A 17,369-nucleotide genomic window follows, 5' to 3' on the forward strand; every position below is an offset into this window, starting at 1 on the left:
CAGCGAGTGTACGGGCCCATTCGCGGATGAATCCGCTCCCACAAAAAGTTATCCACAGCGCTCCAATTGGTATCACCCCGGCAAATGCCCCAACGGCAGCGGTCCAGGTGACTTGATCACCTGAATCGCAAAGTTGCTGCGGATATCCCGTACCCCCGGCACCTTCAACAGGCTGCCATTGAGAAAGCGCTCATAGCCGCGCAAATCCGGCACCACGACGTGGAGCAGGAAATCAACCTCCCCCGACACCAGATAAGCGGAAATCACCTCCGGTAACGCCAGTACGGCCAGGCGAAAGCGTTCGGCTTCGCCTTCGTGATGGCGCTCGACCTTGACCCCGACGAAGACCGTCAAACCCAATCCCACCGCTTCACTGTCCAGCGTGGCCTGATAGCCGCGAATCACCCCGGCGTCTTCCAGATTACGCACCCGGCGCAGGCAGGGTGAGGCAGACAGACCGATCTCATCGGCCAGTTGCACATTGGTCAGGCGTCCATCCCGTTGCAGGGCAGCAAGGATTTTGCGGTCGTAGGCATCCAGTTTCGGTGTTGGCATATCAGCGCCTTATGACTAATTGGATTGGCAGATTGTGCCAATTCTAGATCTATATAGGGTTAAAGACGCAAGCACCTGCCCCGCCCTTGGGCCGTAGAATTTTCCTTCATCGCTTCCTTACCGAGACCTTCGACGATGGAAAATATGGCGCTCTACCTGACAGCCCTGATTATGATCATCTTGATGCCGGGGCCGGACATGATCCTTCTGTTGCAGACCGGTGCCCGCCAAGGTCGAGCGCTGGCACTGGCCACTGCACTGGGCCTGGCACTGGCCCGAGCGGCTCATGTCACCCTTGCAGCACTGGGCCTGGCCACCCTGTTCAAGGCGGCACCCTGGACCTTTGACCTGGTGCGTTTCGCCGGGGCGGCCTATCTGCTCTGGCTCGGCGTGAAAATGCTCAAGCCCGGCGCCCTTGGCTCCCTCAGTGGTGCGCCACAAGGCAGCGTGCCACCTTCATGGCTCGGGGCGATCGGTCGTGGCGTGCTGACCAATCTGCTCAACCCCAAGGCGCTGCTGTTCTGTTCGGTGCTGCTACCGCAATTCATCGATCCGAACGGCGCTGCCGTTAGCGTGCAATTCGCCACCTTGGGCGTGATTCTGGTGCTGCTTGCACTGCTGTTCGACTGCGCCTATGCCCTGGTCGGCGACAGCCTGGGCCGCTGGCTTGAACGCAGCCCTTCGGCACGGCGGATCCAGCAATGGCTGTTTGGCGGCTTGTTGATCGGTTTCGCTGTACGTCTGGCATTTATTCAGCAGGCATAAGCCGGTAAACCGGCGTCTGCGGCATATGCCTTGCAAGTCTCTGAGACCTCACAAAAAACCTCCGTTTGCGACTTTTTTGCCTTTTTTTCGAACCGGATGCAGAGTTTGTTATCTGTTGTGGGTAACTTGCGTTCGGCAAGGAGTCGTTGGCGCGTTCTGTGTGCAGGAAGCACAAGCATTATTCAGAGGCTTCACGTTTATGAATCGCAGGAATCTCCTCAAAGCATCCATGGCATTGGCGGCCTACAGCAGTTTGCCTGCCAGCGGGCTATTTGCCGCCCGTGCCCTGGCAGCCGCCGCCGACGGTGAAATCGAGCACTTTGACTTCGAGGGCCTGCAAGCCCAGGCCAAGCAACTGGCCAGTAACGCTTACGTCAGCACCAAACAGGCCTTGCCTCCTGTGCTGGCCAATATGACACCGCAGCAGTTCAACGCCATCAAGTACGACGCCGGGCATTCGCTGTGGCATGACGTGCAGGGCCAGTTGGATGTGCATTTCTTCCACGTCGGCGCCGGTTTCAAGACGCCGGTGCGTATGTACAGCGTCGATCCGGCGAGCCGCCAGGCCCGTGAGGTGCACTTCCGTACCGACCTGTTCAACTATGACAACAGCGGCATCGACAAAACCCAGCTCAAGGGCGCGGGCGATCTGGGCTTTGCCGGGTTCAAGCTGTTCCAGGCGCCGGAAATCGCCATCAACGACATTCTGTCATTCCTTGGCGCCAGCTATTTCCGCGCCATCGACAGCAACAAGCAATACGGCCTGTCAGCCCGCGGCCTGGCCATCGACACCTATTCCTCCAAGGGCAAGGAGGAGTTTCCCGACTTCACCAAGTTCTGGTTCGAAACGCCGACCAAAGACGCGACCCGCTTCGTGGTCTACGCCCTGCTCGACTCGCCGAGCGCGACCGGCGCCTATCGTTTTGACATCGATTGCCAGGCCAACCAGGTGGTGATGGATATCGACGCCCATATCAATGCCCGCGCCGATATCGAGCAGATGGGCATCGCCACCATGACCAGCATGTTCAGCTGCGGCACCCATGAACGGCGTATGTGCGACACCATCCACCCGGAAATCCATGACTCGGACCGCCTGGCCATGTGGCGCGGCAATGGCGAGTGGATCTGCCGCCCGCTGAACAACCCGCTGCGTCTGCAGTTCAATACCTTCACCGACAAAGACCCGAAAGGTTTTGGCCTGGTGCAGACCGATCATAAGTTTGAGACCTATCAGGACACCGTCGACTGGTATCACCGTCGCCCGAGCCTATGGGTCGAGCCGACGACCCCGTGGGGCGAAGGCTCGGTGGATCTGATGGAACTGCCCACCACCGGCGAAACGCTGGATAACATCGTGGTGTTCTGGAACCCCAAGAAGGCGATAAAGGCCGGCGACAGCCTCAACTATGGCTACAAGCTGTACTGGAGCCCGCTGCCGCCCGTGAGTACACCGCTGGCCCAGGTCAACGCAACACGTTCGGGCATGGGCGGCTTTATCGAAGGCTGGGCGCCAGGTGAGCATTATCCTGATGTGTGGGCCCGGCGCTTTGCCGTGGACTTCAGCGGTGGCGGTCTGGATCGCTTGCCTGAAGGTACGTCCATCGATCCGGTAGTGACCGTCTCGGGCGGAGAAGTCAAAGACTTCAACGTCTTGGCACTGCCGAATATCAAGGGCTTCCGCGTAACCTTCGACTGGTATCCGACCAGCGATTCGGTGGATCCGGTGGAAATGCGCATGTTCATCCGCACCCAGGACCGCACCCTGAGCGAAACCTGGCTGTACCAGTACTTCCCGCCAGCGCCGGACAAGCGTCGGTATACCTATAACTGATGCCGCACTGGTGGTGACTGACCCGTAGGAGCGGCTTCAACCGCTCCTACGGTTGATAGCGTGTTTAGCGTCATTTTTTAATCTATATAAAAATCAATCGACTAAATATCCATTCTTTTTACAAGGCCAAAATATCGCTGATATTTTGGCGGATTATTTGACAGCCTCGTCTTATCAGGCTGTTATTGCCCCTGTCTCATCCCACTCCCCAACTGCCAATTGACCGCCCTGCGCCGGCGATGGGCGGTAGCGTTGCCGATCTCTTCCTGAACGCTCTATCGAGGGCACCCTTCTATGTTGCTGAACGCCGCAAACGGCGCCGGGCAGGCACCGTCGAGCCTGTCTGTGCGCAAATCGACCCTGATCGCCGGGATCGCCATCAGCCTGATTCTGGTCGAGACCTTCTCCGGAGCACTGCGTTTTTTCTTCGATCTGGCCGGTATTTCCGCTGTGCTCTACCTGCCCAAAGTCGCTTGCGTGGCGCTGTTTCTCCTTGAACTCAGCGCCCTGAGAGCCAACCGTATCCTGTGGCTGTGCCTGCCCCTGTTGCTGCTCTCGGCATCTCTGGCGATGCTGCATGGCGCCAGCCTGAACAATCTCGGCTTCAGTCTGTTTATCGTCGGCCCTCTACTGTTCGGCCTGGTCTGCGGCCAATACCTGCTGCTGCATCAAAGGCTGCTCGGCTGGGTCATTGGCCTGTGCCTGCTGGCGTCGTGGATCGGCATCGGTCTGGACAAATTCACCGTCGTGCCGTGGAAGGGGTACGCCTACAGCCTCGGCGAAGTGGAACTCAGCGCCAATACCGCCTGGAGCGCCGACTCCCAGGACCGCATCGCCGGCTTCGCCCGGGTCTCGGGTTCGCTGTCGCTGCTCATCGCTATCTACACCCTGTACCTGGCGCTGATCATTCGCTCGCGCCTGCTATGGTTACTGCTGTGTGGCGCCAGCTTCTACGGCATCCTGCTGACCACCAGCAAGGCGCCAGCCGTCGCCTTCGTCGCTACGCTGGCGCTGTTGCCCGTGCTGCACTTTTACTGGACCCGCCGGGTCCTGTTGACGCTTGCAGTGCTGATGGGGATAGCCCTGCCGCTGATTGGCTTAATGAATGACTTCGACAGCAATCTGATCTACAGCGACGGCCCGCTTTCTTCGCTGTACGACCGCATGATCAACACCTGGCCCAATGTCGTGCGGGCCATGGAAAGCCAGGGCTGGGTTATCTCGGGGGCTGGTTTCGGTCTGGTCGGCAGTTCCCTTGCGCCGTTCCCGGTGCCGGACGCACAAGATCTGCAAGTGTCCGACAACGCGGCGATCTATCTGTGGTGCACTTTTGGTGCGGCGGGCCTGCTGCTTTATCTCGCGCAAATCCAACTGATGTTTGCCTTGAGCGACGATCAGACTGGAACCGGCCGCGCACTGTTGAGCATCATCTTCTGCGTTTGCCTGATCAGTTGGACCACCGATGTCTTCGAGTCCAGCATCGCCAGCCTGTTTATCGGGGTCGGTATCAGCCTGGCGATAGCTTCGCGCGATGTCGCCAGCCCCTCCGCGCAACGCCCTCAGGATCTGCCTGAGCTGACCGCCCTGCCGGGCTTGCAGGGAGCATGAAACAAATGAAGCACAAAGCGCTGCACGTCCTTGCCTGGGCCTGTGCCAGTTGGTTTGTGGCGCAACCGGCACAGGCCCAGGAGCCGTTCATCGTCGGCGTCGTCACCCACTTCATGAATGACGAAGCACCACCGTTGCCACGTCTGCGCCTGGCTGCGGCAGCCGGTATCAACTCGGCCCGGGACGCGCCGTACTGGTCCAGCGCCGAGACGGCCCTCGGCCAGTGGCGCGTCGTTCCCGGCTGGCGTACATGGCTCAGCGGCGGCGTGGATCTGAACATGACGCCCATGGCTATCCTGTGTTTCAGCACCTGGTTCCATAACAACATCAAACCCAGCGAACCCCAGGTCAAACCCGGCTATCTGCAATATGTCGACTACGCGACAAGGCAACTGGGCGCGGGCGTCGGCTTCTATGAGATCTGGAACGAGTGGGACCTGGGCAACGATCCCAAGGATCCGGCCCTGAGCGCCGACTACGCCGCCCTGGTGCGCGACACTGCCCCCATCGTAAGGCGCAATAGCCCGCAGTCTACGATTCTGGCCGGCTCCATTACGTCCCATGGTATGCGTGGCGGCTTTGCCGAGCGCCTGATCGATGACGGTGTACTGAATTGGGTCGACGGCCTGTCGCTGCACCCCTATGTGCATTGCGCAAACGGCGAGAACGCCACACCCGAAGGCTGGATCAAGTGGATGCGCAGCTACTCGCAGAAATTGACCAACAAGGTCGGCCGGGAAGTCCCTCTCTATCTGACCGAGATGAGCTGGCCGAGCCATCAGGGCAACTGCGGCAATACACCGGTTACTCAGGCCGCCTATCTGGGCCGAGCCTACTTTCTCGCGCGCACTCTGCCGGCGATCAAGGGTATGTGGTGGTACGACCTGATCGATGACGGTGTGGATAAGTCCAATCAGGAACATCATTTCGGCCTGCTTGAGTACGGCACACTCAAGCCCAAGCCCGCCTATGGCGTGATGCAGGCGGTAGCGCCTGTGGTGCGGGACTTTCGCTATGACGCCCAGGCCAGTCGCCAGGGCGCAGAGGTCTATATGCTGTATTTCGACAAAGGTCCCGAGCGAGTCCTCGCAGCCTGGACCACGGGCTATACCCGCACCGAATCATTGATCAGCCCGACACCGCAGAGTGGTGCCGTGCGTTACGTCGATACCGCAGCGCCAAACAAGGGCCAGCAAACCGGCCCGGACTGGAGCTGCAACGCTGGCAAATGTACCGTCCCCTTGAGCCTGAACGGCTTTGTGAAAATCATCAGCCTGGGATCCGACGGCTGACACCTGACTTTTCGGCGCCAGGGATATTTATCACACTGCTGCCATTTGCAACTGCTAGTGTTTTGCCACTACCCAAGGGAGTGGATCATGAACCTTCGTCAATACCTGTGCGGATGTGCGCTGGCCTGGCTATCGGCGATAGCGCCATTGCAGGCCGCGCCTTTTGTGGCGGGCGGCAGTGAGTGGCGCCCCTTCAGTTATGCCGATGAAACAGGCGAACTGCATGGAGTATCCATCGACATTGCCCGCCGGATATTGCAGCTCTCGGATGTGGACGTGCGCTTCGTCTCCTATCCGGTCAACCGCCTGCAAGCCATGTTGAGCCGCGACCAGATCGACCTCAACTATGCCGACTCCCCGCAATGGAACAGCGCTGAAGACCTGCGCCGCTTCCAGTTCTCCATTCCCTACTTGAATGTCCGCGAGCATCTCTACTTCCTCGCCGGCAACCCATTGCGCGACAAACCCCTTGAACACCTGCAAGGCATGACCGTGGGCATGGTCCGCGGCTACACCTATCGCACCCTCGACCCTGCGTTCGCCGACAACCGCCTGAGCAAACTGGAAGTTTCCCAGGACACCGCCCTGCTCAGCCTGCTGCAGAGCGGCCGAGTCGACGCCGTAGCCATGGTCGATGATCTATTTGACTACCTCATCGTCAAGCAACGCGTCGACCCCGCCGCCTTCGGCCGTGGCGCGCTGCTCAGTGATGCGCCCCTGGGGATAAAAGTACAGCCCGAACACGCCGACCTGCTGCCCAGGATAAACGCAGCAATCAAGGGTTTGGTCGCCAGTGGTGAAGTCGAACGCATCCGCAAAAGCTACCTGCCCATCGATCAGGAGCGGGATATGGCTTGTGATAGCGGGGCTGGCTGCTCGGTAACACCCAAGCGCTGAGCCATCCACCTGTGGATAAATCAACGCCCTTTGCTATATTCGGCCATTCCTGAGCACGCAGCAGTGACTATCACCGGAGCCTTCATGAGCCTGAACAAACCGAACCAAGAGCTGCGCCGCGACCTGCTGGGCATTGCGGCCGATCTGAAGTGGACCGGAGTCGACCTGTTGCAGATCGCCGAAACCCTCAGCCTCGCCGGGCATGAATCAGAAGCCCAATCGGTGCTGAGGATGTCCATGGTGTTGTTAAATGACGAGGAAAAGCTGCAAAGGGTTTTGCATGAAGTGGCGATGGGGCGGATCGTGCGGGAAAGAGGGGAATAGATAGATATACACAGGCCGCTTGCCCTGTAGGAGCAAGCGGCTGTGATGACGGGCGCTGTGGATAACTTATTCCACAGTCACCGACTTGGCCAGGTTGCGCGGCTGATCGACGTCGGTGCCTTTGAGCACCGCCACGTAATACGACAGCAGTTGCAGCGGCACGGTGTAGAGGATCGGGGCCAGGGTGTCGATGATGTGCGGCATGGAGATGACATGGATGCCTTCGCCACTGGTCATGCCGGCTTCTTCATCGGCAAACACCACCAGTTCACCGCCACGGGCGCGGACTTCCTGGAGGTTGGACTTGAGCTTTTCCAGCAGTTCGTTGTTCGGCGCCACGGTCACTACTGGCATGTCGCTGTCGACCAGGGCCAGCGGGCCGTGTTTGAGCTCACCGGCCGGATAGGCTTCTGCGTGAATGTAGGAGATTTCCTTGAGCTTCAGGGCCCCCTCCATCGCTACCGGGAACAGCGCGCCACGCCCCAGGAACAGGGTGTGGTGCTTCTCGGCGAACAACTCGGCGACTTTCTCCACGGTGCCGTCCATAGCCAGGCTTTCGCCCAGACGAGTCGGCAGACGACGCAATTCTTCGACCAGTTCGGCTTCGACGCCTTCGCCCAGCGTGCCCTGGACCTGACCCAGGGACAGGGTCAGCAGCAGCAATGCCACCAGTTGCGTGGTAAAGGCTTTGGTCGAAGCGACGCCGATTTCCGGGCCGGCCTGGGTCAGCAGGGTCAGGTCGGATTCACGCACCAGTGAGCTGATGCTGACGTTGCAGATTGCCAATGTAGCGAGGAAACCCAGTTCCTTGGCGTTACGCAGGGCGGCCAGGGTATCGGCGGTCTCGCCGGACTGGGAGATCGACACGAACAGCGTGCCCGGCTGAACCACGACCTTGCGGTAGCGGAACTCACTGGCGACTTCGACCTGGCAAGGGATGCCAGCCAAAGACTCCAACCAGTAACGGGCAACCATACCGGCGTGGCTGCTGGTGCCGCAGGCAACGATCTGTACGTTGCGCACCTTGGCGAACAGCTCGGCTGCTTGCGGGCCGAACGCCTGGACCAGCACCTGGTTCTGACCCAGACGGCCTTCCAGGGTGCGCTGCACGACTTTTGGTTGCTCGTGGATTTCCTTGAGCATGAAGTGACGGAACTCACCTTTGTCGGCAGCTTCGGCACCTTCGCGGTATTGCACGGCTTCACGCTCGACCGGCAGGCCGTCGGCCGACCAGATCTGCACGCTTTCGCGGCGAATCTCGGCAATGTCACCCTCTTCCAGGTACATGAAGCGGTCAGTGACCTGACGCAGGGCCAGTTGGTCGGAAGCGAGGAAGTTCTCGCCCAGGCCCAGGCCGATCACCAGCGGGCTACCGCTACGGGCGGCGACCAGACGATCCGGTTGCCTGGCATTGATCACCGCCAAACCGTAAGCACCGTGCAGTTCCTTGACCGCCGCCTTGAGAGCAATGGTCAGGTCGGGGGTGTCCTTGAGCTTGTGGTGCAGCAGGTGGACGATGACTTCGGTATCGGTATCGGAAACAAACACATAACCCAGGCCAGTCAGTCGGCTGCGCAGGGCTTCGTGGTTCTCGATGATGCCGTTGTGCACAACTGCCAGCTCATCGCCGGAGAAGTGCGGGTGAGCGTTGCGCTCGCAAGGTGCGCCGTGGGTGGCCCAACGGGTGTGGGCGATACCCAGGCGACCCATCAGCGGCTCACCGGCCAGGGCCTGTTCCAGCTCGCTGACCTTGCCCGAACGGCGACGGCGCTCCAGGGTGCCGTTATTGCTGAATACGGCAACACCGGCGCTGTCGTAGCCGCGGTATTCAAGGCGCTTGAGGCCTTCCAGCAAAATGGCAGTGATATTGCGTTCAGCGACTGCGCCAACGATTCCACACATAGTCTTCTCCTAGCTAACAGCGGCGCAAATCAGCGTTATGCCGCGGGCTTCAATCTGTTCGCGGGCCTCCGGGGCCAGGCGATCATCGGTAATAAGGGTATGGACGCTGCCCCAGGGCAGCTCCAGATTGGGAATCCTGCGCCCGACCTTGTCGGACTCGACCATCACGATCACTTCACGGGACACTTCGGCCATGACCCGACTCAAGCCCAGCAGCTCGTTGAATGTGGTGGTGCCACGATTCAGATCGATGCCATCGGCACCAATGAACAACTGATCGAAGTCGTAGGAACGCAGCACCTGCTCGGCAACCTGGCCCTGGAAGGACTCGGAATGCGGGTCCCAGGTACCGCCGGTCATCAGCAGCACCGGTTCATGCTCCAGTTCGCTCAGGGCGCTGGCCACATGCAGCGAATTGGTCATCACCACCAGACCCGGTTGCTGGCCCAATTGGGGAATCATCGCGGCGGTGGTACTGCCACTGTCGATGATGATCCGCGCATGCTCACGGATACGGGCCACGCCGGCCTTGGCGATTGCCAGTTTGTACGGCGAGATCGGCTGGCCGTGGTCACTGATCAACTCATGCGGCAGAGTCACCGCGCCGCCGTAGCGACGCAGCAGCAAACCGTTGCTTTCGAGTGCAGCGAGATCCTTGCGCACCGTCACTTCAGACGTATCAAAGCGCTTGGCCAACTCATCGACACTGACCTCGCCCCGCTCATTGAGCAGGCTGAGGATATTGTGGCGACGTTGGGGAGTGTTCCGTTTCGACATGACAGCCATAAGTTTCGTTTCGAAAGATAACGAAGGCAATCAAAACTCATCGAAAGCCTGTCGTCAAGTGGCCGAAACAATAAATCACGTCAGGTGAAATGTGCGTCGATGCGGGGGAAATAAGACGTAACCCTTCAGGCTATAGACAGAAAGGTATACGTAGAGGGTTATCCACAGGGTCGTCAGTGTAGCGTCTGAACAGCTCCAGGCCTGTTCAGACACAACCCTGTGGATAATTTTACTCGGGCTTTTTGATTTTTACCGGGCGCTGCCAGCCGTCGATATTACGCTGACGGGCACGGGCCACCCCCAGTTGTTGCGCAGGAATGTCCTGATTGATGGTCGAACCGGCGGCCGTGGAAGCACCATCCGAGATATCCACAGGCGCCACCAAGGAGTTGTTGGAACCGATGAAGACATCTTCGCCCATCACCGTCATGTGCTTGTTGGCACCGTCGTAGTTACAAGTGATGGTGCCTGCGCCGATGTTGGTCCGGGCGCCAATGCGCGCATCGCCCAGATAGGTCAGATGCCCGGCCTTGGCGCCTTCGCCGAGATGAGCATTCTTCAGTTCGACAAAGTTACCCACATGGGCGCGCGCTTCCAGCACGCTGCCCGGGCGCAAGCGCGCGAACGGACCGGCATCACTGCCCTCACCCATGATTGCGCCTTCCAGATGACTGTTGGCCTTGATCATCACGCCTTTGCGCAAGGTGCTGTTCTTGATCACGCAATTGGGGCCAATGACCACGTCGTCCTCGATCACTACGCGGCCTTCGAGAATCACGTTGATATCAATGAGTACATCGCGACCGACCGTGACCTCGCCGCGCACATCGAAGCGGGCTGGATCGCGCAGGGTTACGCCCTGGGCCATCAGACGACGTGCAGCGCGCAGCTGGTAGTGACGCTCCAGTTCGGCCAGTTGCTTGCGGTCGTTGGCGCCCTGCACTTCCATGGTATCAAAGGGTTGTTCGGTGGCGACCACCAGGCCATCACCGACAGCCATGGCAATCACATCAGTCAGGTAGTACTCGCCCTGCGCGTTGTTGTTCGACAGACGCCCCAGCCAGTCCGCCAGACGCTTGCCGGGCACGGCGAGGATGCCGGTATTGCCTTCGGTAATGGCTTTCTGCGCTTCAGTGGCGTCCTTGTGTTCAACAATGGCGCATACGCGGTTCTGCTCGTCACGGACGATACGGCCGTAGCCAGTTGGGTCATCGAGGTTGACCGTGAGCAGGCCCAGTTGCTCGGCATTCACCTGCTTGAGCAGACGCTGCAGGGTTTCGACTTCAATCAGCGGCACATCGCCATAGAGGATCAGCACGTTTTCGGCGGTCAGCACCGGCAAGGCTTGAGCAACAGCGTGGCCAGTACCCAGTTGTTTGTCCTGCAGCACGAAATTCAGATCATCCGCTGCCAGGCGTTCACGAACCAGTTCCGCGCCGTGGCCGATCACCACATGAATGCCTTGTGGGGAAAGTTGCCGGGCGCTGTGGATAACATGGCCAAGCATGGAATCGCCGGCCACTGGATGCAGCACCTTGGGCAAGGCCGAGCGCATGCGGGTGCCTTGGCCAGCGGCGAGAATAACGATATCGAGAGACATGAGAGTTACCAACTGAGCGCGCCGCGACGAGCGTCGGGCTGATCTGAAAAAAGAAAAAGGGTAGCCGAGGCTACCCTTTTACTCAATCGCGCAGAGAACCTCGGCCTTAACCGCCGAACTTCTTGCGAATTTGCTGGACGGTACGCAGCTGGGCTGCGGCCTCGGCCAAACGAGCGGTTGCAGATCCGTAATCGAAATCCGCGCCTTTTTCGTTCAGGGCATTCTCGGCTGCCTTGACGGCGGCCAGAGCTGAAGCTTCATCCAGGTCAGCAGCGCGTTGCACAGTGTCGGCAAGCACTTTGACCATGTTCGGTTGAACCTCAAGGAAACCACCGGAGATGTAGAACACCTCGGCTTCTCCGCCCTGCTTGATCAAGCGGATCGGACCCGGTTTCAGATCAGTGATCAGCGGCGCGTGGCCTGGAGCGATACCGAGATCACCCAGGTTGCCGTGCGCGATCACCATCTCGACCAGACCGGAGAAGATCTCTCCTTCCGCGCTGACGATATCGCAATGGACTGTCATAGCCATTTGCTTGCCTCGACCTGATTAGCGCCCGTTACCGGGCGCCGGGATTACAGTTTCTTGGCTTTCTCGATCGCTTCTTCGATGCCGCCGACCATGTAGAACGCTTGTTCTGGCAGGTGGTCGTAGTCACCGTTGAGGATACCTTTGAAGCCAGCAATGGTGTCTTTCAGGGAAACGTATTTACCCGATGCACCGGTGAAGACTTCAGCCACGAAGAACGGCTGCGACAGGAAGCGCTGGATCTTACGAGCGCGGGATACCAACTGCTTGTCGGTTTCCGACAGCTCGTCCATACCCAGGATCGCAATGATGTCCTTCAGCTCTTTGTAACGCTGCAACACGTACTGAACGCCGCGAGCGGTGTCGTAGTGTTCCTGGCCGATGACGTTCGGGTCCAGCTGGCGCGAAGTCGAGTCCAGTGGGTCAACCGCTGGGTAGATACCCAGGGAAGCGATGTCACGGGACAGAACGACGGTGGCGTCCAAGTGGGCGAAGGTGGTCGCTGGCGATGGGTCGGTCAAGTCGTCCGCAGGAACATAGACAGCCTGGATCGAGGTGATCGAACCGTTCTTGGTCGAAGTGATACGTTCTTGCAGAACGCCCATCTCTTCAGCCAGGGTCGGTTGGTAACCTACGGCAGACGGCATACGGCCCAGCAGTGCAGATACTTCTGTACCGGCCAGGGTGTAACGGTAGATGTTGTCGACGAACAGAAGAACGTCGTTACCTTCGTCACGGAACTTCTCGGCCATGGTCAGGCCGGTCAGTGCTACACGCAGACGGTTACCCGGCGGCTCGTTCATCTGACCGTAAACCAGTGCCACTTTGTCCAGAACGTTGGAATCCTTCATCTCGTGGTAGAAGTCGTTACCCTCACGAGTACGCTCACCCACACCGGCGAACACGGAATAACCGCTGTGCTCGATGGCGATGTTACGGATCAGTTCCATCATGTTTACGGTCTTGCCGACACCGGCACCACCGAACAGACCGACTTTACCGCCCTTGGCGAACGGGCAAACCAGGTCAATTACCTTGATACCGGTTTCCAGCAGGTCGTTGCCGCCCGCCTGTTCTGCGAAGGAAGGTGCGGCACGGTGAATGCCCCAGCGCTCTTCGGTGTCGATCGGACCAGCTTCGTCGATCGGGTTGCCCAGAACGTCCATGATCCGGCCCAGGGTCGCTTTACCGACAGGTACGGAAATGGCAGCGCCAGAGTCAGAAACTTCCAGACCGCGCTTCAAGCCCTCGGTGGAGCCCATCGCAATGGTGCGAACCACGCCGTCGCCCAGCTGTTGCTGAACTTCCAGGGTGGTTTCAGCCGCGCTCACTACTTTCAGCGCGTTGTAGATGCTCGGTACGCTGTCGCGTGGAAATTCCACGTCGATAACGGCGCCGATGATTTGAACGATACGTCCGCTACTCATAGCTGGATCCTCTGAATATTTGAACCGTTAAACCGCGGCAGCGCCGCCGACGATTTCCGAGATCTCTTGGGTGATCGCTGCTTGACGCGCCTTGTTGTAGATCAGCTGCAAATCACTGATCAAATCACCGGCGTTGTCCGTAGCGTTCTTCATCGCGATCATCCGCGCTGCTTGTTCAGCTGCGTTGTTCTCGACCACCGCCTGGTACACCTGCGATTCCACGTAGCGCACCATCAGCCCATCCAGCAGCTCTTTAGCGTCGGGTTCGTAAACGTAGTCCCAGTGATGCTTGAGCTTCTGATCCGGGGTAGCCACCAGCGGAATCAATTGTTCCACTGTTGGCTGCTGGGTCATGGTGTTGATGAACTTGTTCGATACCACGGACAGGCGATCAATTCGGCCATCCAGGTAAGCATCCAGCATCACCTTGACGCTGCCGATCAAGTCATTGATCGACGGCTCTTCGCCCAGGTGGCTGATCGCAGCGACGACGTTACCGCCGAAGTTGCGGAAAAAGGCCGCACCTTTGCTGCCGACCACGCACAGATCGATCTCTACGCCGTTTTCACGGTTTACCGCCATGTCCTTGACCAGAGCCTTGAACAGGTTGGTGTTCAAGCCACCACACAAACCACGGTCACTGCTCACAACGACATAACCGACGCGCTTTACAGGGCGATCGATCATGAACGGGTGGCGGTATTCCGGGTTGGCGTTGGCCAGATGACCAATCACCTGGCGGATGCGCTCCGCGTAAGGACGGCTAGCAGCCATGCGCATTTGAGCCTTGCGCATTTTGCTGACCGCCACTTTTTCCATGGCGCTGGTGATCTTTTGCGTGCTTTTGATGCTCGCAATCTTGCTGCGAATCTCTTTTGCGCCTGCCATGTAACACCTATCAGGTTAGCAAGCGGGGACCTGACGGCCCCCACTGCGGCTTACCAGGTTTGGGTGGCCTTGAACTTCTCGATACCGGATTTCAGGCCGGAGTCGATTTCGTCATTGAAGTCACCCTTCACGTTGATCTTCGCTATCAAATCAGCGTGATCGCGGTTGAAGTAAGCAATCAGCGCTTGTTCAAAGCTGCCAATCTTGGTGATTTCGACGTCAGTCAGGAACCCACGCTCGGCGGCATACAGCGACAGCGACATGTCGGCGATCGACATTGGCGCGTATTGCTTCTGCTTCATCAGCTCGGTAACGCGCTGGCCGTGTTCAAGTTGCTTACGGGTCGCTTCGTCCAGGTCAGAAGCGAACTGGGCGAATGCCGCCAGTTCACGGTACTGAGCCAGAGCGGTACGGATACCACCGGACAGCTTCTTGATGATCTTGGTCTGAGCGGCACCACCTACGCGCGATACCGAAACACCGGCGTTCACTGCCGGGCGGATGCCCGAGTTGAACATGGCCGATTCCAGGAAGATCTGACCGTCAGTGATGGAAATCACGTTGGTCGGAACGAACGCGGAAACGTCGCCAGCCTGGGTTTCGATGATCGGCAGCGCGGTCAGGGAACCGGTTTTACCAGTCACTGCACCGTTGGTGAACTTCTCTACGTATTCTTCCGAAACGCGGGATGCGCGCTCCAGCAGACGGGAGTGGAGATAGAACACATCACCTGGGTAAGCTTCGCGGCCTGGTGGACGGCGCAGCAGCAGGGAAATCTGGCGGTAAGCCACTGCTTGCTTGGACAGATCGTCATAAACGATCAGTGCGTCTTCACCGCGGTCGCGGAAGTATTCGCCCATGGTGCAACCGGAGTACGGCGCCAGGAATTGCAGTGCAGCCGATTCGGAAGCACTGGCAGCAACGATGATGGTGTTAGCCAGTGCACCGTTTTCTTCGAGTTTGCGCACAACGTTGGCGATGGTCGATTGTTTCTGACCGATTGCTACGTAGACGCAGAAGATGCCGCTGTCTTTCTGGTTGATGATCGCGTCGATCGCCAGAGCGGTTTTACCGATCTGACGGTCGCCGATGATCAGCTCGCGCTGGCCACGGCCGACAGGGATCATGGCATCGACAGCCTTGTAGCCAGTCTGTACAGGCTGGTCTACCGACTTACGCCAGATCACGCCTGGAGCAACTTTCTCGACCGCATCGGTCTCGGTGTTGTTCAGCGGACCTTTGCCGTCAACTGGGTTACCCAGTGCGTCGACTACGCGACCCAGCAGTTCCTTACCAACAGGAACTTCCAGAACGCGGCCGGTGCACTTGGCACTCATGCCTTCAGCCAAAGACTGGTAAGCGCCCAAAACAACGGCACCTACGGAGTCTTGCTCCAGGTTGAGGGCCATACCGTAGACGCCGTCAGGAAACTCGATCATTTCGCCGTACATTACGTCGGCGAGACCGTGGATCCGTACGATACCGTCAGAAACGCTGACGACAGTGCCTTCGTTACGGGCTTGGGAGGCTACATCGAGTTTCTCGATGCGACCCTTGATGATTTCACTTATTTCGGAAGGATTGAGTTGCTGCATTGCTCTGCTGCCCCTTCAAACTCAAGATTTCAATGCTTCGGCCAATTTCGCGAGTTTGCCGCGAACTGAGCCATCGATAACCAGGTCGCCGGCGCGAATGACAACACCCCCGATAAGGGTGGCATCCTCCGCAGCGTGCAGGCGCACTTCCCGGCCGAGCCGTGCACTGAGAACCTTGGCGAGTTTGTCTTGCTGTTCTTGGTCCAATGCAAAAGCACTGATGACATCCACATCGACCGATTTTTCCTGCTCGGCCTTGTACAGGTCGAACAGTTCGGCGATCTCCGGCAGAAGCGGGAGACGGTCGTTTTCAGCAACGACATGGATGAAATTCTGTGCCTTGGCATCGAACTTGTCGCCACACACTTCAATAAAAGTGGTGGCCTTGTCTGCGCTCGTCAGTCGCGGGGCCTTGAGCAAGCGCTGCATGGTGTCGTCTTGCGACACCGCAGCAGCCAGGCCGAGCATGGCTGACCAATTGGCCAGTTGCTGGTGCGCCTGTGCATGCTCGAAGGCTGCCTTAGCGTAAGGTCGGGCCAACGTGGTCAGTTCTGCCATGATCGCCCTCGCTTAGATTTCTGCAGCCAGTTTATTAACCAGCTCCGCGTGCGCGTTTTGATCGATTGTGGCACCCAGGATCTTCTCTGCGCCGTTGACTGCCAGGCTACCCAGTTGGGCGCGCAGCGCGTCTTTGACGCCGTTCAGTTCCTGCTCGATCTCGGCCTGAGCCTGAGCCTTGACACGGTCAGCTTCAACGCGAGCCTGTTCACGGGCTTCGTCGACAATCTGAGTACCGCGTTTCTTGGCTTGCTCAATGATTTCAGCTGCTTGAGCTTTAGCATCGCGCAGTTGGTGACCCGCTTTCTCTTGGGCCAACTCCAGGTCGCGAGCTGCTCGTGTAGCAGCGTCCAGTCCATCCGCGATCTTCTTCTGACGTTCGTGCAAAGCCGTAATGACCGGAGGCCATACGAACTTCATGCAGAACAGCACAAAAATGAAGAACGCAACGGACTGGCCAATCAGGGTTGCATTAATGTTCACGCCAACACCTCGCTCGTTCGTTGTCCATCACACCAATCAACTCGAAAATTCGAGCGATTAGCCAGCGAGTTGACCAACGAAGGGGTTCGCAAAGGTGAAGAACAGAGCGATACCAACACCGATCATGGTCACGGCGTCGAGCAGGCCAGCGACGATGAACATTTTGACTTGCAGCATTGGAACCATTTCTGGTTGACGCGCTGCGCCTTCCAGGAATTTACCGCCCAGCAGGCCGAAACCGATTGCAGTACCCAGTGCGCCCAGGCCGATCAGCAGTGCAACAGCGATAGCAGTTAGACCAACTACAGTTTCCATCTTTCCTCCCG

General features: G+C 58.6%; 17 protein-coding genes. 6 read left to right on the forward strand and 11 right to left on the reverse strand.

Annotation, left to right across the window (positions count from 1 at the left end; translation table 11 throughout):
* Positions 1-72: 72 nt before the first annotated feature.
* Entirely contained in the window at positions 73-555 is a 483-nt protein-coding gene (locus M2401_RS06950) for an Lrp/AsnC family transcriptional regulator (protein WP_259100995.1), read from the reverse strand.
* 144 nt (positions 556-699) lie between these two features.
* Between M2401_RS06950 and M2401_RS06955 the strand changes: the two genes are divergently transcribed.
* The 6 genes from M2401_RS06955 (at position 700) to M2401_RS06980 (ending at position 7,275) form a co-directional block, all read left to right on the forward strand.
* On the forward strand, positions 700-1,320 hold the full coding sequence (locus M2401_RS06955; RefSeq protein WP_409033884.1) for a LysE family translocator: 621 nt from the start codon (positions 700-702) through the stop codon (positions 1,318-1,320).
* A gap of 199 nt (positions 1,321-1,519) precedes the next feature.
* Positions 1,520-3,154 carry a glucan biosynthesis protein gene (locus M2401_RS06960; RefSeq protein WP_259100997.1) on the forward strand — a complete coding sequence of 545 codons (1,635 nt, stop codon included), beginning with the start codon at positions 1,520-1,522 and terminating at the stop codon, positions 3,152-3,154.
* A 294-nt stretch (positions 3,155-3,448) separates the two neighbouring features.
* Entirely contained in the window at positions 3,449-4,762 is a 1,314-nt protein-coding gene (locus M2401_RS06965) for a hypothetical protein (RefSeq protein ID WP_259100998.1), read from the forward strand.
* Between the two features lie 5 nt (positions 4,763-4,767).
* Positions 4,768-6,054 (forward strand): hypothetical protein, encoded by a 1,287-nt coding sequence (locus tag M2401_RS06970; RefSeq protein WP_259100999.1) that lies wholly within the window; start codon positions 4,768-4,770, stop codon positions 6,052-6,054.
* An 87-nt stretch (positions 6,055-6,141) separates the two neighbouring features.
* Complete coding sequence (locus tag M2401_RS06975) at positions 6,142-6,951, forward strand: ABC transporter substrate-binding protein (RefSeq protein ID WP_259101000.1); 810 nt, start codon at positions 6,142-6,144, stop codon at positions 6,949-6,951.
* 84 nt (positions 6,952-7,035) lie between these two features.
* Complete coding sequence (locus M2401_RS06980; protein WP_259101001.1) at positions 7,036-7,275, forward strand: hypothetical protein; 240 nt, start codon at positions 7,036-7,038, stop codon at positions 7,273-7,275.
* A 66-nt stretch (positions 7,276-7,341) separates the two neighbouring features.
* On the opposite strand, the gene glmS is transcribed toward M2401_RS06980, so the two are convergent.
* The 10 genes from glmS to atpE form a co-directional block, all read right to left on the reverse strand.
* Complete coding sequence (gene glmS, locus M2401_RS06985) at positions 7,342-9,177, reverse strand: glutamine--fructose-6-phosphate transaminase (isomerizing) (protein WP_259101002.1); 1,836 nt, start codon at positions 9,175-9,177, stop codon at positions 7,342-7,344.
* 9 nt (positions 9,178-9,186) lie between these two features.
* Positions 9,187-9,954 carry a DeoR/GlpR family DNA-binding transcription regulator gene (locus tag M2401_RS06990; RefSeq protein WP_259101003.1) on the reverse strand — a complete coding sequence of 256 codons (768 nt, stop codon included), beginning with the start codon at positions 9,952-9,954 and terminating at the stop codon, positions 9,187-9,189.
* Between the two features lie 238 nt (positions 9,955-10,192).
* The gene (gene glmU, locus M2401_RS06995) at positions 10,193-11,563 is read right to left on the reverse strand and encodes a bifunctional UDP-N-acetylglucosamine diphosphorylase/glucosamine-1-phosphate N-acetyltransferase GlmU (protein WP_259101004.1); all 1,371 of its coding nucleotides are present in this window, start codon (positions 11,561-11,563) and stop codon (positions 10,193-10,195) included.
* Between the two features lie 106 nt (positions 11,564-11,669).
* Positions 11,670-12,095 carry a F0F1 ATP synthase subunit epsilon gene (locus M2401_RS07000; protein ID WP_259101006.1) on the reverse strand — a complete coding sequence of 142 codons (426 nt, stop codon included), beginning with the start codon at positions 12,093-12,095 and terminating at the stop codon, positions 11,670-11,672.
* 44 nt (positions 12,096-12,139) lie between these two features.
* Positions 12,140-13,519, reverse strand: coding sequence for a F0F1 ATP synthase subunit beta (gene atpD / locus M2401_RS07005; RefSeq protein ID WP_259101008.1), 1,380 nt, complete (start codon positions 13,517-13,519; stop codon positions 12,140-12,142).
* Positions 13,520-13,546: 27 nt separating this feature from the next.
* Positions 13,547-14,407 (reverse strand): F0F1 ATP synthase subunit gamma, encoded by an 861-nt coding sequence (atpG, locus tag M2401_RS07010; RefSeq protein WP_259101010.1) that lies wholly within the window; start codon positions 14,405-14,407, stop codon positions 13,547-13,549.
* 50 nt (positions 14,408-14,457) lie between these two features.
* On the reverse strand, positions 14,458-16,002 hold the full coding sequence (gene atpA, locus M2401_RS07015) for a F0F1 ATP synthase subunit alpha (RefSeq protein WP_259101011.1): 1,545 nt from the start codon (positions 16,000-16,002) through the stop codon (positions 14,458-14,460).
* Between the two features lie 21 nt (positions 16,003-16,023).
* Entirely contained in the window at positions 16,024-16,560 is a 537-nt protein-coding gene (locus M2401_RS07020; protein WP_259101013.1) for a F0F1 ATP synthase subunit delta, read from the reverse strand.
* 12 nt (positions 16,561-16,572) lie between these two features.
* Entirely contained in the window at positions 16,573-17,043 is a 471-nt protein-coding gene (locus M2401_RS07025; RefSeq protein ID WP_259101015.1) for a F0F1 ATP synthase subunit B, read from the reverse strand.
* 57 nt (positions 17,044-17,100) lie between these two features.
* The gene (atpE, locus tag M2401_RS07030) at positions 17,101-17,358 is read right to left on the reverse strand and encodes a F0F1 ATP synthase subunit C (protein WP_002555987.1); all 258 of its coding nucleotides are present in this window, start codon (positions 17,356-17,358) and stop codon (positions 17,101-17,103) included.
* Between the last annotated feature and the right edge of the window lie 11 nt (positions 17,359-17,369).

This window comes from Pseudomonas sp. JUb42, from assembly GCF_024807945.1.
GTDB lineage: Bacteria > Pseudomonadota > Gammaproteobacteria > Pseudomonadales > Pseudomonadaceae > Aquipseudomonas.

Bases quoted from the DNA above. Each gene is read 5' to 3' on its own strand.
- M2401_RS06970 (WP_259100999.1), top strand. From the start codon at position 4,768: ATGAAGCACAAAGCGCTGCACGTCCTTGCCTGGGCCTGTGCCAGTTGG.
- M2401_RS06980 (WP_259101001.1), top strand. From the start codon at position 7,036: ATGAGCCTGAACAAACCGAACCAAGAGCTGCGCCGCGACCTGCTGGGC.
- atpG (WP_259101010.1), bottom strand. From the start codon at position 14,407: ATGGCAGGCGCAAAAGAGATTCGCAGCAAGATTGCGAGCATCAAAAGC.
- M2401_RS06960 (WP_259100997.1), top strand. From the start codon at position 1,520: ATGAATCGCAGGAATCTCCTCAAAGCATCCATGGCATTGGCGGCCTAC.
- M2401_RS07000 (WP_259101006.1), bottom strand. From the start codon at position 12,095: ATGGCTATGACAGTCCATTGCGATATCGTCAGCGCGGAAGGAGAGATC.
- glmU (WP_259101004.1), bottom strand. From the start codon at position 11,563: ATGTCTCTCGATATCGTTATTCTCGCCGCTGGCCAAGGCACCCGCATG.
- M2401_RS06955 (WP_409033884.1), top strand. From the start codon at position 700: ATGGCGCTCTACCTGACAGCCCTGATTATGATCATCTTGATGCCGGGG.
- M2401_RS06990 (WP_259101003.1), bottom strand. From the start codon at position 9,954: ATGTCGAAACGGAACACTCCCCAACGTCGCCACAATATCCTCAGCCTG.
- atpA (WP_259101011.1), bottom strand. From the start codon at position 16,002: ATGCAGCAACTCAATCCTTCCGAAATAAGTGAAATCATCAAGGGTCGC.
- M2401_RS06965 (WP_259100998.1), top strand. From the start codon at position 3,449: ATGTTGCTGAACGCCGCAAACGGCGCCGGGCAGGCACCGTCGAGCCTG.
- M2401_RS06950 (WP_259100995.1), bottom strand. From the start codon at position 555: ATGCCAACACCGAAACTGGATGCCTACGACCGCAAAATCCTTGCTGCC.
- atpE (WP_002555987.1), bottom strand. From the start codon at position 17,358: ATGGAAACTGTAGTTGGTCTAACTGCTATCGCTGTTGCACTGCTGATC.
- atpD (WP_259101008.1), bottom strand. From the start codon at position 13,519: ATGAGTAGCGGACGTATCGTTCAAATCATCGGCGCCGTTATCGACGTG.
- glmS (WP_259101002.1), bottom strand. From the start codon at position 9,177: ATGTGTGGAATCGTTGGCGCAGTCGCTGAACGCAATATCACTGCCATT.
- M2401_RS06975 (WP_259101000.1), top strand. From the start codon at position 6,142: ATGAACCTTCGTCAATACCTGTGCGGATGTGCGCTGGCCTGGCTATCG.
- M2401_RS07020 (WP_259101013.1), bottom strand. From the start codon at position 16,560: ATGGCAGAACTGACCACGTTGGCCCGACCTTACGCTAAGGCAGCCTTC.